The organism is Streptomyces europaeiscabiei (assembly GCF_001550375.1).
Classification (GTDB): Bacteria; Actinomycetota; Actinomycetes; order Streptomycetales; family Streptomycetaceae; genus Streptomyces; species Streptomyces europaeiscabiei.
In genome coordinates, this window is the sequence record NZ_LRTR01000183.1 from 1 (window position 1) to 14085 (window position 14085).

Genomic DNA, 14085 nt, shown 5'->3' on the forward strand with positions numbered 1-14085 from the left:
GCGGCCCGGTGGTGGACGCCGGCCGCTGCGGGCGGACACCCCCCGGCACACCCCCCTGCCGCCCTGCCCGGCTGATCCGCCGGTGCGGGCCGGCGTTCGAACAGGGTGGCTCCGTGCGCTCCCTGTTTCACCACCAGGGTCTCCGGCTCCGGCAGCAGCGCCCGGACCGCCTCCGGACCGCCCCTGACGCCCCAGGCCTCCTCGGCCTCGTCCTCGCCGACGAACACGAGGTCGGCGGCGCGGGCCAGTTCGAGCAGTACGTGGGGGCCGTCGGCGGCGCGCCACAGGCCCGGCCGGTGGTTGACGTCGAAGGAGATCAGGGGGCGGTTCGGACGGGGGGCCGTCAGGTCGCGGAGCAGGTTCAGGCAGGCGTCGGACAGGGCCGCCGTGATCCCTGAGAGGTGCAGGAGGCGTCCGGCGCGCACCGCCGCCAGGTCCACGGTCTGTGCCGACATCGCCGAGGCGGCCGAACCAGCCCGGTAGTAGGCGACCTCGTGCGCGTCCGTGGCCCGGTCCCCCGCCGTGCGGAAGTACACGCCGGTCGGGCGCGCCGGATCCCGCCCCACGGAGGTCACGTCGACGCCGTGTCCGCCGATCGTCTCGACCAGGTGGTCCCCGAATCCGTCGGCCCCCACCCGGCTCACCCACCGGACCGTGTGCCCGGCCGCCGCCAGCGCGCACGCGACGTTCGACTCCGCGCCGCCGATGGCCCGGTCGAAGGAGGGGACGTCGGCGAGGCGCCCGGGGCGGGTGGGCAGGAACGTGACCATGGACTCCCCGAACGCGACGACGTCGACAATGCCGGGAGCGGCGTCGGGGGAACGGAGTCCGTCGGAGGTCACGATGATGGAGGCTCCTCGTCGCGTCGGCTGGGGCGGGTCGGCACCGTTGACCCGGCGCTGGCTGGGATGTTAGACAGCGGTAAGCGACATGCGCAATGAACGTTGCATATACTGCAACACACCTCGTCAGGGAGGATCCCCATGAGTGTCGAGAGGGTCGAAGCGCTGGCCCGGCTGGCCGCGGAGCGCGTCGACCACCGCTTCAAGGGCCTCCCGGCGGACACCGACGGCCTCACCGTGGCCGAGCTGACCGACCGGCGACTGAACCTGTTCACCGGTGGCTTCACCACCCCGGTGCTCGCCCTGTCCGCGGAGCGCCTGGAGCACAACCTGGCGCTGATGGAGACCTACTCCGCCCGCCACGGCCTCGCCTTCGCCCCGCACGGCAAGACGTCCATGGCACCGCGGCTGTTCTGGCGGCAGATCGAGCGCGGCGCGTGGGGCATCACCCTCGCCATGCCCCATCAGATGCGTGTGGCGCGGGAGTTCGGGATCGAGCGGATCTTCCTCGCCAACGAGGTCGTCGACCCGGCGGCCCTGCGCTGGATCGCCGCCGAACTGGCGGCGGACCCCTCCTTCCGGTTCGTCTGTTACGTCGACTCCGTGCGCGGTGTCGAACTGATGGACGCGGCGCTTCGGGATTCCGGGCGTTCCGCCCGCCCGCTGGACGTCGTCGTGGAGCTGGGCGCGGGTGACGGCGCGCGTACCGGGGTCCGTACGGAGGCGGAGTGCGCGGCGGTCGCGGACGCGGTGGCCGCGGCCGGCACGCTGCGGCTGGTGGGGGTCGCCGGGTACGAGGGCGAGGTGCCGCAGGCCGACCCCGAGCGGGTGGGGGCGTGGCTGCGCCGGCTCACCGCGCTGGCCGTCGACTTCGACAAGGCGGGGCGGTTCGCGGGGCTGGACGAGATCGTGGTCAGCGCGGGCGGCAGCGCCTGGTTCGACACGGTGGCCGAGGTGTTCGCCGAGCTCCCCGAACTGTCCGTGCCCGTACTGAAGTTGCTGCGGTCGGGCGCGTACGTCTCGCACGACGCCGGCCACTACCGCCGGATCACCCCCTTCAACCGCGTCCCCGAGGAGGGCACCCTGGAGCCCGCCTTCCGGCTCTGGGCCCAGGTCGTCTCCCGCCCCTCCCCCGACCAGGCCTTCGCCAACGCCGGCAAGCGGGACGCCGCGTACGACCTCGGCCTGCCCGGCGCGGAGGTCGTACGGGACGCCGCCACGGGCGCGGTCCGCGATGCCACGGGGATCACCGTGACGGGTCTCTCCGACCAGCACGCGTGGCTGCGCACGGAGGCCGGGGCCGGGCTGGACGTCGGCGACTGGGTGGGGCTGGGGCTGTCGCATCCGTGCACGTCGTTCGACAAGTGGAAGCTGATTCCGGTGGTCGAGGCGGACGGCACGGTCGTGGACTACGTCCGCACGTTCTTCTGAGCCCGACACTTCTGAGCCCGACGCTTCTGAGCCCGACGCTTCTGAGCCCGGCAACCGCTTCCGCTCCCGCCGCAGCCCGAAAGGCGACGCACATGGACCTGGTCTTCCGTGACGCCGAGGTCGTGGACGGTTCCGGCGACCCCTCCTACCGCGCCGACGTGGTCGTCGCGGACGGCAGGATCACCTCGATCGTCAAGGAGGCGGCCGCGGCGGGGTGCCAGCGGCCGAGGGCCCGGCGGGAGCTGGACGCCGAGGGCCTGGTCCTGGCCCCCGGCTTCGTCGACATGCACGCCCACAGCGACCTCGCGCTCCTGCGGGACCCCGAGCACACCGCGAAGGTGGCACAGGGGGTGACCCTGGAGGTCATCGGCCAGGACGGGCTGTCGTACGCGCCGGTCGACGACCGCACCCTCGAAGAGGTCCGCCGCGCGATCACCGGCTGGAACGGCTACGGCGAGGACATCGACTTCTCCTGGCGCTCGGTCGGCGAATACCTGGACCGCCTCGACCACGGCTTCGACGGCGAGGGCATCGCCCTGAACGCCGCGTACCTCGTCCCGCAGGGCACGGTCCGTATGCTCGCCGTGGGCTGGGAGGACCGGGAGGCTACACCGCGGGAGCTGGACCGTATGCGGGAGTCGGTGGCCGCCGGGCTGCGGGAAGGCGCGGTCGGCATGTCGTCGGGGCTCACCTACACCCCCGGCATGTACGCCGAGGACGCCGAACTCACCGAGCTGTGCCGGGTGGTGGCCTCGTACGGCGGCTACTACTGCCCGCACCACCGCTCGTACGGGGCGGGCGCGCTCCAGGCGTACGCGGAGATGGTCGCGCTGACCCGCGAGGCCGGCTGCGCCCTCCATCTGGCCCACGCCACCATGAACTTCGGCGTGAACGAGGGCCGGGCCCCGGAACTGCTCGCCCTGCTCGACGACGCGCTCGCGGCCGGCGCGGACATCACGCTCGACACATACCCCTACACCCCCGGCTGCACGACCCTCGTGGCGCTGCTGCCGAGCTGGGCGGGCGCGGGCGGTCCGGAGGCGGTCCTCGCGCGGCTGAGGGACGACGACACGGCCGAACGGGTCCGGCACCACCTGGAGGTCGTCGGCGCCGACGGCTGCCACGGCGTGCCCGTCGAGTGGGACACCATCGAGATCTCGGGCGTCACCGAACCGGCGCTGTCGTCGTACGTGGGCCGGACGATCGCGCGGTCGGCAAGGGCACACGGCGAGGACCCCTGGGTCACCGCGCGCCGACTGCTCGTCGAGGACCGGCTCGGCTCCACGATCCTCCAGCACGTCGGGCACGAGGAGAACGTGCGGACCATCATGGCCCACCGCGCGCACACCGGCGGCTCCGACGGCATCCTGCGCGGCGACAAGCCTCACCCGCGCGCGTACGGCACGTTCCCGCACTATCTCGGCCGGTACGTGCGGGAGTTGGGCGTGCTCTCCCTGGAGGAGTGCGTCGCCCACCTCACCTCACGCCCCGCCGCGCGGCTCCGCCTCGCGGACCGGGGACTCGTCCGCGAGGGGTACCGCGCCGACCTCGTCCTCCTCGACCCGGCGACCGTGGCCGCCGGGTCGACGTACGAGGCACCGCGCACCCTGCCCACCGGCATCCCGTACGTCCTGGTCGACGGCCGTTTCGTCGTCGAGGACGGCCGTCGGACGGACGTACTGGCGGGCCGGGCGATCCGGCGCGGGGACTGAGAAGGCCGTTCGCTACGGCTTGGGAAGGATGCAGCCGCTGCGGGTGAGGTCGAGCTTGTTGTCCACGCCGAAGCAGGCGGGGACGTGCCAGGTCTGCTGGGCGTAGTTGATGCCCCGCCGGACGGTCACGGTGCCGTTCGCGTCGACCTCGCACGGGTTGTTGTCGGTGCAGCGCCCGCCGCTCTCGTTGCCCGTGTTGTTGACGCCGACGACCTTGCCGGTGGCGTTGTTGAGGACCGGGGAGCCCGAGGTGCCGCCGATGGTCTGGCAGGCGGAGGTGTAGCGGATGGAGTCCTTCCAGGTCCAGGCTCCCTCCTTCAAGCGGTACGCGTATCCGTCGACAGCGCAGCTGTAGGTCCGCTTCCAGTACCCGGAGACGACCGTGATGGCGGTGCCGACGGCCGGGCGGGCGGTGTCGTAGACAAGGGCGTCGATGCCGTACGAGCTCTTGATCTGCGCGTACGTGGTGGTGAGCTGGTACACCGCCATGTCCGTGTCGGTCATCGTGCCGTAGGCGATCTTGCTGGCGCGGAGTGTGGCGACGCGGGTACCGGCGGAGTTGAGCAGGCCGAAGGTGCGGGTGGAGGCCTGGTCGACGATGACCTCGCCGGCGTCCGGGAAGCCGCTCTCCAGACAGTGGCCGTTGGTCATCACCAGCGCCGGGTCGTTGTCCTCGGAGGCGGGCATCCGGACGACCGAGCCGGAACAGTTGCTGAGCGAGACGGTGCCGGCGAAGTTGACGGCCTGGACCGCCGGGGCCGCGAGGTCGGCCACGGTCCTGTTCGCCGTGTCGACGACACTTCCGACCGCCGTCTTCACGGGCGCCGCCGCGGGCTCCGGTGCCGCGATCGCCGGTGCCGCGCCCGCTCCGGTGATCACCAGGGCGAACAGCGAGGCGACGAGAGGCTTTCTCATGTGGGGGTCCCCTCTTGCTACATGGGTGACAGAAGATCTTCCGGCCACCCGCAGTTTGTCATGCGCATTGTGAAGGCCGGGTGATGACCGAGCAAGGAGTTGGTTCCGGCCGCACGATCTTCGGCCAAGCGGCACGACCGGGGTGACACGAGGCGGACAGGGGGCCCGAACGGGTGACACCCGTCCGGGTCCGCAGGACGCCGACGGGGCAATTCGGGGTATAGCGGCCGTCCCACGTGGTGGAAAACACGACCCGGAACGCGTTACCGGGCCGTAAGCTCACGGACATGCAGGTGATCCAGTCGACCAAGCTCGCCAACGTCTGTTACGAGATCCGGGGCCCGGTGCTCGAGGAGGCGATGCGGCTCGAGGCGGCAGGGCATCGCATCCTCAAGCTGAACACCGGCAATCCGGCGGCCTTCGGCTTCGAGTGCCCGCCCGAGATCCTGGAGGACATCCTCCGGAACGTGTCCAGCGCCCATGGATACGGCGACGCCAAGGGACTGCTCGCCGCGCGCCGGGCCGTCGTCATGCACAACCAGACCCTCGGCATCGAGACGGACGTCGAGCACGTCTTCATCGGCAACGGCGTCTCCGAGCTGATCGTGATGGCCATGCAGGGCCTGCTCGACGACGGCGACGAGGTCCTCGTACCGTCCCCGGACTACCCGCTGTGGACGGCGGCGGTCTCCCTGTCCGGCGGTACGGCCGTGCACTACCGCTGCGACGAGCAGTCCGACTGGATGCCGGACCTCGCGGACGTCGAGCGGAAGGTCACCGACCGCACCAAGGCGATCGTCATCATCAACCCGAACAACCCGACGGGCGCGGTGTACGACGAGGCGATGCTGCGCGGCCTGACGGACATCGCGCGCCGCCACAACCTCCTCGTCTGCTCGGACGAGATCTACGACAAGATCCTCTACGACGACGCCACACACACCCCGACGGCCTCGGTCGCCCCCGACCTGCTGACCCTCACCTTCAACGGCATGTCGAAGGCGTACCGGGTGGCCGGCTACCGGGTGGGCTGGATGGCCATCTCCGGGCCGCGCGCGCACGCCGACTCCTACATCGAGGGCCTGACGATCCTCGCGAACATGCGGCTGTGCGCGAACATGCCGGGTCAGCACGGGGTGGTCGCCGCGCTCAGCGGGCGCCAGACGATCGACGACCTGGTCCTGCCGGGCGGGCGCCTCAAGGAGCAGCGGGATCTCGCGTACGAGCTGCTCACGCAGATCCCCGGCGTCTCGTGCGTGAAGCCGAAGGGGGCGCTGTACCTCTTCCCGCGCCTCGACCCGAACGTCTTCAAGATCAAGGACGACCGTCAGATGGTCCTCGACCTGCTCCGGCAGGAGAAGATCATGGTCGTCCAGGGCACCGGGTTCAACTGGGCCGAGCCCGACCACTTCCGGGTGGTCACCCTGCCGACGGTGGGTGATCTCCGGTCCGCGATCACCCGCATCGGGAACTTCCTGGACGGATACGGGCAGGCGTGACAACGCCAGGCGGGCGTGACACCGCACGGCGGGCGTGACAACGCACGGCGGGCGTGACAACGCACGGCGGGCGTGACACCGCACGGCGGGCGTGACACCGCACGGCGGGCGTGACACCGCACGGCGAGCATGGCGAACCAGGGCTTTCGGATCTCGCTCAACTTTAGACGAAATCTAAGGTAGAGTGGTCGTCCGAGAGCTTGGAGGCCATCCCATGTACGAGCCGATCCGCACCAAATCGGTCCACACGATGGCCGGCACGACCTCCTCCGACTTCCCTCACCGTTCGCGTGAGGAAGAGCTGGACATCCAGCTCGCGGGTCATCTGGCGGCCCTGCTGGCAGCGACCGACGAGCTCCGCGCACTGGCCCCCTCCGACGACCTCGACGTCGCCGCGGAGGCGCTGGCCACGCAGGTCACCCGGTTGAGGGGCGGACTTGCGCCGGCGCGTTCCGCTGCCGGCGAGGGCGCGGGGGACGTCGCCGCGCTTCACCTTCGCGCCCACGCGCTCGCCGGGCGGGCACTCGTCGTCGCGGCGTCCCGTGCGGATACCGCGTCCGCGATTCTGGCAGCGGAGCGGATGGACGCGCACGCAGGTGTTCCCCTGAGCGCCTGACAGCTCGGGGCCGACTGCGATCGGGCGACTGCGGGTGCGTTGCGGCTGCTCGCGCAGGTCCCCGCACCCCGGAAAGACTCCGTGCGCGCCCCATGCCGCCAAGGGGCGCGGGCGACTGCGCGACCAGCCCCCACCGGACCCGCACCCACCCCACACCGGAACCCCCGGGCTCCCCCGGCCCGGCGGAGCCCGTCCGTTGCGTTCCGGGACCACCGCTTCACCTCCCGTTCACCCGTGACGCCGAGGAACGTTGGGTTCCGGGAGCACTCTCCCCGTGTGAGACGAATCGCAGGAATCGTCCTCGCGGTACTGCTGATCGGCGGCGTGGTGGCAGCCGTCGTGGCAGGCCGGGAAACCGGGGACACGAGCACGGCAACGAAGACCGTGCGAGGAGTGATCGGGTCGGAGAAGGCGGAGTTCTTCGCCGACCCGCAGGTGGTGAAGGCCCTGGCCGCCAAGGGCTACACCGTGAGGACGGAGACGTCGGGATCCTGGGCCATGGACGGCCTGGATCTGAAGGGGTACGACTTCGCGTTCCCGTCCAGCAAGGCACCCGCCGACGAACTGGCCGCAAAGTACAAGGTCCGTGAGCCGCTGCCGCGCCCCTTCTACTCGCCCCTCGTCGTGGTCGCCCACCGGGACGCCGCCGAGGTGCTGCGGCAGAACGGGCTCGCCACGCTCGACAAGAGCCGGGGCGTCCTCGACATGGGCGCGTATCTGAGGGCCGCCGAGGCCGGCCGGACGTGGCAGGACCTCAAGGGGGCCGACAAGTACGGCGAGTTGCTGGGGCTCCTGTACATCGCCACCACCGATCCGACCACCTCCAGCTCGGGGGCGCTCTACCTCGCCGCCGCCTCCAACGTCGCCAACGGCGGGCGGGTGGTCGCGAGCAAGGCGGACCTGGACCGGACCGCGCCGCTGATGCACGAGCTGATCAGCGTCCAGGGCGCCCAGCAGCCGAGCACCGACGCGGCCTTCCGCGACTTCGTCAGCGGGGTCGGCAACCCGCTCGTACTCGTCTACGAGTCGCAGGTGGCCGCCCTGCTCACGGCGGGCCAGAGCATCGACGACATGGTCGTCCTCTACCCGGACACCACCGTCTTCAGCGACCACACCGTCGTACCGGTCACGGCCGAGGGCCGCGCGCTCGGCGAACTCCTCGGCACCGACCCGAAGTTGCGCGAACTGGCCGCCCGGCACGGGTTCCGGCCGCAGGGCACGGCCACCGAGTTCACGTCGGCGACCGCCGGCCACACCACCTATCTGATGCGGAAGCTTGCCGTCCGGCAGGCGCCCGTGCCCACCTCCGAGGTGCTGCACGAGATGGCGCGCCGGGCCAGGGGCCAGTAGGACGACGGGGGAACACGACACATGACCATCGAAGACAGCAGCGGCGACACCACCTTCACTCTCACCCCTCCCGAGCCGGTCGCCGCCGTGCCCCGGGAGAAGGCCGGCGGGCTCGTGCCGGTCGAGGAATCCGTGCGGACGGACATGGCCCGCAAGGCCGAGGAGTACGTGCGGGGGCTCGCCGCTCTCGACGCGCGCTCCCCGGAGTTCGCCGGCCGGGTCGGGGAGATCACCTCGCTCGGCGCGGGCGAGATGCGCACCGCCGCCGCGCAGTCCAACCGGATGCTGGAGCGGACCGTGCGCAGCCTGCCGAGCAAGGGCGGGGACGCCCAGTCGCAGGTCGGCGGTTCGCTCGTCGAACTCCGGCGAGTGGTCGAGGACCTGGACCCGCGTGACCTGGCGGCGAGCAGGGGACGCAAGTTCCTGTCCCGGCTGCCCGGCGGCAACAAGCTGCGCGACCACGTCGCCAAGTACGCCTCCGCGCAGGGGACGTTGAACAGGATCGTGGGGTCGCTGCGCGGCGGGCAGGACGAACTGCGGCGCGACAACGCCGCGTTGCAGACCGAACGCGTCCGGCTGTGGGAGACCATGGGCAAGCTCCAGGAATACGTCGTCCTCACGGAGGCCCTGGACACGGCTGTCGAGGCGCACATCCGGACGCACACCGACGGGGCCGATCCGCAGCAGGGCGACACCCTGCGCGCCGACGTCCTCTTCCCCGTCCGGCAGAAGCACCAGGACCTGCTCACCCAGCTGGCGGTCTGCGCCCAGGGCTATCTGGCCATGGACGTCGTACGGCGCAACAACGAGGAGCTGATCAAGGGCGTCGACCGGGCCGCCACGACCACGGTCTCGGCGCTACGTATCTCCGTGATGCTCGCCTCCGCCCTCGACAACCAGAAGAAGGTCGTCGACCAGGTCAACGCGTTGCGCGGCACCACCGAGGACCTCATCCGGGGCAACGCCGAGATGCTCGCCACCCAGACCGGCGAGATCCAGCGCATCGCCGCCGACCCGGCCGTCGGCGCGGAGACGCTCCGCTCGGCCTTCCAGCAGATCTACCGCACCCTCGACGCCATCGACACCTACAAGGTGCAGGCCACGGAGACCATGGCCGCGACCGTCGAGTCCCTGACCTCCGAACTCCAGAACGCCACGCAGTACTTGGAGCGGAGCCGGAACCGGGGAGCACTGGAAGGGGGCCTCGGATGAGAACACGTAAGGCGACGGCCGTCGCCGCGGCGACCGCCCTCGCCCTCCTGGCCACCGCCTGCACCGCCGCGAACCGGGCGCAGCCCGATCCGGCCGAGGCGACCACGTACGTCCCCGGCACCCTCCGCGTCCTCGCCTCCAGTGAACTCGCCGACATGAAGCCGGTGCTGGAGCAGGTGGAGAAGGACACCGGGATCAAGGTCCGGCCCACCTACATGGGCACGCTCGACGCGGTCGAACTGCTCACCGAGTCGCGGGCGAAGGGCGCGTACGACGCCGTCTGGCTCTCCTCCAACGACTACCTGCGGCTCCGCCCGGACGCAGCGAAGCAGGTCGTGTCCGAGACGTCGGTGATGTCCAGTCCGGTCGCGATCGGTGTGAAGATCGAGACCGTACGGAAGCTGGGGTGGAAGCCGGAGAACGTCACCTGGTCGGACATCGAGAACGCGGTGGCGGACGGGAAGCTGACGTACGGCATGACCGACCCGTCCCGCTCCCACTCCGGTTTCTCGACGCTCGTCTCGGTGGCGTCGGGCCTCTCCGACGCCCAGGCCGCGCTCACGGACGCGGACGTGGCGCGGGCGACGCCCCGGCTGAAGGAGTTCTTCACGGGGCAGAAGCTGACGTCCGGGTCGTCGGGCTGGCTGGCGGCGGCGTACGACCGGCGCGGTGACATCGACGCGCTCCTCAACTACGAGTCGGTACTGAAGGGGAGGAAGGGCCTGACGGTGATCCGGCCGCGCGACGGGGTCGTCACCGCCGACTACCCGCTCTCCTCGCTGGCGTCCACGAGCGGGGACGTCCGGGACGACGTACGCCGTCTCACGGACGCCCTGCGCACCCCGGGCATCCAGCGGCTGATCACCGAGAAGACCCTGCGCCGCCCGGTCGTCGCCTCCGTCCCGCCCGCGGCCGGCCTCGACACCACGCGCCGCCGCGAACTCCCCTTCCCCGGCAGCCGGTCCGTCGCCGACGGCCTCCTCGACGCGTACGAGAACGAGCTGCGCCGCCCCTCCAGGACCGTGTACGTCCTGGACACCTCGGGCTCGATGGAGGGCGACCGCCTCGACCGGCTGAAGACCGCGCTCACCGAGCTGACCGGCGACTTCCGGGACCGGGAGGAGGTCACGCTGATGCCGTTCGGCTCGGACGTGAAGAGCGTGCGCACACATGTCGTACAGCCCGGGGACCCGAAGGCCGGGCTCGACGGCATCCGCGCCGACACCCGGAAACTGTCCGCCGACGGCGACACCGCCATCTACACCTCGCTGCGGAAGGCGTACGAGCATCTCGGCACCGCCGACCGGGACACCTTCACCTCCATCGTGCTGATGACGGACGGCGAGAACACCGAGGGCGCGAGCCCCGCCGACTTCGACGAGTTCTACCGTCGACTGCCCGCCGATCAACAGCAGATCCCCGTCTTCCCGATCCTCTTCGGTGACTCCGACAAGGGCGAGCTGGAGCACATCGCCGACCTGACCGGCGGCCGTCTCTTCGACGCCCGGCAGGGCTCGCTGGACGGCGCCTTCGAGGAGATCCGTGGCTACCAGTGAAGTGCTCTCCGGGCTGCAGCCGGGAGAGTCCCGCTTACCTCGCGGCAGCGGGCTTGACGCGCTTCGCGCGCCTGACGACTGCCCTCCCGGAACAGAGCCCCATCTGACCGTCACCCCGGAGGCGCGGAGCACTCCGGCGCTCCGCGCCTCCGCCCCAAAGATGGCCTTCACCCCCGCTCTGAAAGGCGGAGCACCGGCCAAGATCAGAGGTAGATCCATGAGATTCCTCGCGTACATCGAGTCCCGCAAGAACCTCACCGGCAGCGCGCTCGGGGTCGCCGGGCTCGGGCTGACCTTCGCGGGCGTCGCGGGACCGTACTGGCCGGTCGTGGTCGTCGGGCTGTACGGCGCGGGCGCGCTGATCGCCCCGCCGGAGCGCCCCCCGCTGCCGGACTTCCCGGACCCCTCCGCCCAACTGGACGAGCTACGGACCGACTTCGGCACCCTGCGCGCGTACCTGACCGACATCGAGCTGCCGCCGGCCGCGTCCGGCCGACTCACCGAGCTGACCGAACTCCTCACGGCCCTCCTCGCCCCCGGCTGGGTCGCCGAGGTACTGGCCCGCGACCCCGAGGGCATCCACGCCCTCTCCCGGGCCGTACGGCAGGACGTTCCCGAGGCCGTCGACACCTTCGTACGCACCCGCTGGTGGAGCCGTCTGACGCCGGGCACGGAACCGCCGGAGCGGCACCTCGAACAGCAACTCGGGGTGTTACAGGATGAGTTGGTGCGTCTTGCGGCGACTCTGCGTGACGCGGAGGCCCGTCGGCAGGAATCGCATACGCGGTATCTGGAGGACCGGTCGGGTTGAGGAGGCACGGGGTCGGTTGTCGGGTGCGGGCCCGGTGGGGCTTCTCGCGCAGTTCCCCGCGCCCCTAAAAGCCCGGGCCCCTGCCGGCCTGAAAGACCACGGCCCCGCAGTCCTGAAAGACAATCGGCACCGCGAGCCTGGAAGACGACGGGCCGGCGTGGCCCGAAAGCGACGGGGCGGAGCCCCTGCTTTTCGGGGGCGGGGAACTGCGCGAGAAGCCCCACCGGAGCCGCACCCACCCACGCACCCATCCACCCCTTCGGTCCGCAACTCTCACCCCACGCTGGTCAGGATCACGATCAGCAACACCACCCCCGCTACCACGGCCAGCACCTTCAGCGCCGCGTACGGCGACGGGGGCGGGCCGGGCGGGGGCGGTGGGACCGGCACCGACGTCGGGCGGGGGCCGTTGAACACGTCGTGGCCGGTGACCGCGGCCCGGGTGCACCAGGGACAGGTCGGCAGGTGGGAGCCGTAGGTGTGCAGGGGCCGTACCGTGCAGGCGCGCACCTCGCCGCGTTCCTTGTCGAGGGCGCGGAGCCAGGCCTCGGCCTGCGGCCGGGCGTCGGGGTTCTGGACGCCGGGTCCGAAGGCGGCCTTGGCGAGGATGAGGATGTCGGTCGGCAGGACGGACGGGTCGATGGTGCCGCGCGGGATGGTGACCCGCTCGGGGCGGACGACGTAACTGCAGCTCGCGGCGATGTTGTCCTTGACGGTCGACTCGGAGGCGCTCTCGTGCGGGACCCCGCCGAAGGGGTGGTTGCCGGCGGTGAGCAGTTGGTAGACGAGGACGGCGAGGGCGAAGTCGTCGCTCTGCCGGGTCGCGGGGCCGCCCGCCTGGCGCTCGGGGGACGAGTAGTCGGTGGTGTGCATCAGGCACGGGAAGAGTTCGCCCGTGACCGGGTCGGTGAAGGCGATGGAGTCGCAGTCGAGGAAGGTGACGAAGCCGTTGGCGTCGACGACGACGTTGCTGCTGGAGAAGTCGCCGATGACGAGGTTGTCGTAGTGCATACGGGCGGTCATGAAGGCGAGGTTCCAGGCGACGCCCAGCAGGAACCGCCAGTCGGCGCGGTCCGGGAAGAGCTTGAGGCGCTGGACGCGGGTGAACAAACCGACCAGCTGGACGTGTTGGGGTTCGCCGAAGCGGCGCATGGCGTAGCCGAGGAACTCGCCGTTCGTGCCCCGGGCGATCGCGGTGGGCCAGGCCAGCTCGGGCGGCTGGTTGGCGTCCGTCGGGCGGGCGGCCAGCGGGGACATCGTGAGCATGCGGGCCAGCCGCCGCTCCTGGTCAGGCCCGGGTGTGTCCCGGTAGATCTTGACGACGATCCCCGTGTCCCCCTCCACCGGGAACACCGCCGCCTGCCCACCGCCCTTCAGCGGCAACTCGGCCAGAGTGACCCGCCTACCGTCGAGAAAGACCGTGCGGCCGCTCATGGCCGTACCTCCGGGTGTTCGTTGGGCCGTTCGTCGCCGCGCAGAAGCGGGCGCGCCGTGTGCGGAGCGGTCATCGCCGGTGGGTGCGCACGGCCCGCAGCAGGGTCTTGTCGTCGGCGTTGAGGGCGGTGAGGCGGTCGGAGCGCAGGAGGGCGGCCAGGTTGGGGTCGCGGTCGTCCTCGGGGGCGGTGTCGAGGGAGCGGAAGACGGCGTCGGCGAACGAGGTGTTCGGGGACTGGGCTCCGTCGGCCGACCGGTTGAGCATGGCCTGGGCGAGCCCGTCCGTGGACAGGAGCACCCCGTCGACCCCGTCGTCCGCGACGCACTCGGTGCGGGTCCAGCGCGCCACGTCCGGCGAGGTCAGAAAGACCGTCTCGTTGCTGTACTCGCTCGCCGCCGCGGCCTGCGGCAGCAGATGGAACTGCCGCTCCCCGTCCTCCGTCCCGGCCCGTACGACGACGAACCCGTCGCCCACGGTGACGTGGCCGATCCAGCCGGGCGCGAGGACCACCACCGTGAGTGTCGTGGCGAAGTCCTGTGCGTCGGCGCCGGTCCGGTCGAGGAAGTCCTTGCTCACGTCGTGCAGGGCGTCCCGCAGCAGCTCGTGCACGGCCTCCCCCGGCCGCACCTCCACGGCCGCCTCGGCCCGCCGTGTGAAGTGCTCGGTCGCGAGCTGCACCGCGAGCCGCGCGCCCTCCTCCGACCGG

At 71.2% G+C, this 14085-nt stretch carries 12 protein-coding genes; 8 read left to right on the top strand and 4 right to left on the bottom strand.

Annotated features, from left to right (window positions below; genetic code table 11):
• On the bottom strand, positions 1-842 hold an 842-nt coding region (locus AWZ10_RS08985), incomplete at its 3' end, for a sugar kinase (RefSeq protein WP_060890820.1).
• A 141-nt stretch (positions 843-983) separates the two neighbouring features.
• Here AWZ10_RS08985 and AWZ10_RS08990 point away from each other — a divergent pair.
• Both AWZ10_RS08990 and AWZ10_RS08995 read left to right on the top strand, forming a co-directional pair.
• Positions 984-2273 (top strand): amino acid deaminase, encoded by a 1290-nt coding sequence (locus tag AWZ10_RS08990; RefSeq protein ID WP_046704014.1) that lies wholly within the window; start codon positions 984-986, stop codon positions 2271-2273.
• 92 nt (positions 2274-2365) lie between these two features.
• The gene (locus AWZ10_RS08995) at positions 2366-3985 is read left to right on the top strand and encodes an N-acyl-D-amino-acid deacylase family protein (protein ID WP_046704013.1); all 1620 of its coding nucleotides are present in this window, start codon (positions 2366-2368) and stop codon (positions 3983-3985) included.
• Between the two features lie 12 nt (positions 3986-3997).
• Here the strand turns inward: AWZ10_RS08995 and AWZ10_RS09000 are convergent, their stop codons facing one another.
• On the bottom strand, positions 3998-4900 hold the full coding sequence (locus tag AWZ10_RS09000; RefSeq protein ID WP_046704012.1) for a S1 family peptidase: 903 nt from the start codon (positions 4898-4900) through the stop codon (positions 3998-4000).
• Between the two features lie 287 nt (positions 4901-5187).
• On the opposite strand from AWZ10_RS09000, the gene AWZ10_RS09005 reads away from it, so the two are divergent.
• The 6 genes from AWZ10_RS09005 to AWZ10_RS09030 all read left to right on the top strand — a co-directional run bounded on the left by AWZ10_RS09005 (position 5188) and on the right by AWZ10_RS09030 (position 11944).
• Positions 5188-6399 carry a pyridoxal phosphate-dependent aminotransferase gene (locus tag AWZ10_RS09005; RefSeq protein WP_046704011.1) on the top strand — a complete coding sequence of 404 codons (1212 nt, stop codon included), beginning with the start codon at positions 5188-5190 and terminating at the stop codon, positions 6397-6399.
• Between the two features lie 214 nt (positions 6400-6613).
• Positions 6614-7015 carry an SCO4983 family protein gene (locus AWZ10_RS09010; protein WP_046704010.1) on the top strand — a complete coding sequence of 134 codons (402 nt, stop codon included), beginning with the start codon at positions 6614-6616 and terminating at the stop codon, positions 7013-7015.
• 276 nt (positions 7016-7291) lie between these two features.
• Complete coding sequence (locus AWZ10_RS09015) at positions 7292-8365, top strand: substrate-binding domain-containing protein (RefSeq protein ID WP_046708592.1); 1074 nt, start codon at positions 7292-7294, stop codon at positions 8363-8365.
• A gap of 21 nt (positions 8366-8386) precedes the next feature.
• A complete protein-coding gene (locus AWZ10_RS09020) occupies positions 8387-9577 on the top strand; it encodes a toxic anion resistance protein (RefSeq protein WP_060890821.1) in 1191 nt (396 codons plus the stop codon).
• A complete protein-coding gene (locus AWZ10_RS09025) occupies positions 9574-11133 on the top strand; it encodes a vWA domain-containing protein (protein WP_060890822.1) in 1560 nt (519 codons plus the stop codon). The genes AWZ10_RS09020 and AWZ10_RS09025 overlap by 4 nt, the downstream gene beginning before the upstream one ends.
• 217 nt (positions 11134-11350) lie before the next feature.
• Positions 11351-11944 carry a hypothetical protein gene (locus AWZ10_RS09030; protein ID WP_060890823.1) on the top strand — a complete coding sequence of 198 codons (594 nt, stop codon included), beginning with the start codon at positions 11351-11353 and terminating at the stop codon, positions 11942-11944.
• Between the two features lie 273 nt (positions 11945-12217).
• Here the strand turns inward: AWZ10_RS09030 and AWZ10_RS09035 are convergent, their stop codons facing one another.
• On the bottom strand, positions 12218-13378 hold the full coding sequence (locus tag AWZ10_RS09035) for a hypothetical protein (RefSeq protein WP_060890824.1): 1161 nt from the start codon (positions 13376-13378) through the stop codon (positions 12218-12220).
• 70 nt (positions 13379-13448) lie between these two features.
• Positions 13449-14085, bottom strand: a 637-nt coding sequence (locus AWZ10_RS09040) for a protein phosphatase 2C domain-containing protein (protein ID WP_060890825.1), incomplete at its 5' end; no start/stop codon positions are given.

Excerpts from the sequence above, each read along its gene's own strand:
- AWZ10_RS08990 (WP_046704014.1), top strand. The coding sequence starts at position 984 with ATGAGTGTCGAGAGGGTCGAAGCGCTGGCCCGGCTGGCCGCGGAGCGC.
- AWZ10_RS08995 (WP_046704013.1), top strand. The coding sequence starts at position 2,366 with ATGGACCTGGTCTTCCGTGACGCCGAGGTCGTGGACGGTTCCGGCGAC.
- AWZ10_RS09000 (WP_046704012.1), bottom strand. The coding sequence starts at position 4,900 with ATGAGAAAGCCTCTCGTCGCCTCGCTGTTCGCCCTGGTGATCACCGGA.
- AWZ10_RS09005 (WP_046704011.1), top strand. The coding sequence starts at position 5,188 with ATGCAGGTGATCCAGTCGACCAAGCTCGCCAACGTCTGTTACGAGATC.
- AWZ10_RS09010 (WP_046704010.1), top strand. The coding sequence starts at position 6,614 with ATGTACGAGCCGATCCGCACCAAATCGGTCCACACGATGGCCGGCACG.
- AWZ10_RS09020 (WP_060890821.1), top strand. The coding sequence starts at position 8,387 with ATGACCATCGAAGACAGCAGCGGCGACACCACCTTCACTCTCACCCCT.
- AWZ10_RS09025 (WP_060890822.1), top strand. The coding sequence starts at position 9,574 with ATGAGAACACGTAAGGCGACGGCCGTCGCCGCGGCGACCGCCCTCGCC.
- AWZ10_RS09030 (WP_060890823.1), top strand. The coding sequence starts at position 11,351 with ATGAGATTCCTCGCGTACATCGAGTCCCGCAAGAACCTCACCGGCAGC.
- AWZ10_RS09035 (WP_060890824.1), bottom strand. The coding sequence starts at position 13,378 with ATGAGCGGCCGCACGGTCTTTCTCGACGGTAGGCGGGTCACTCTGGCC.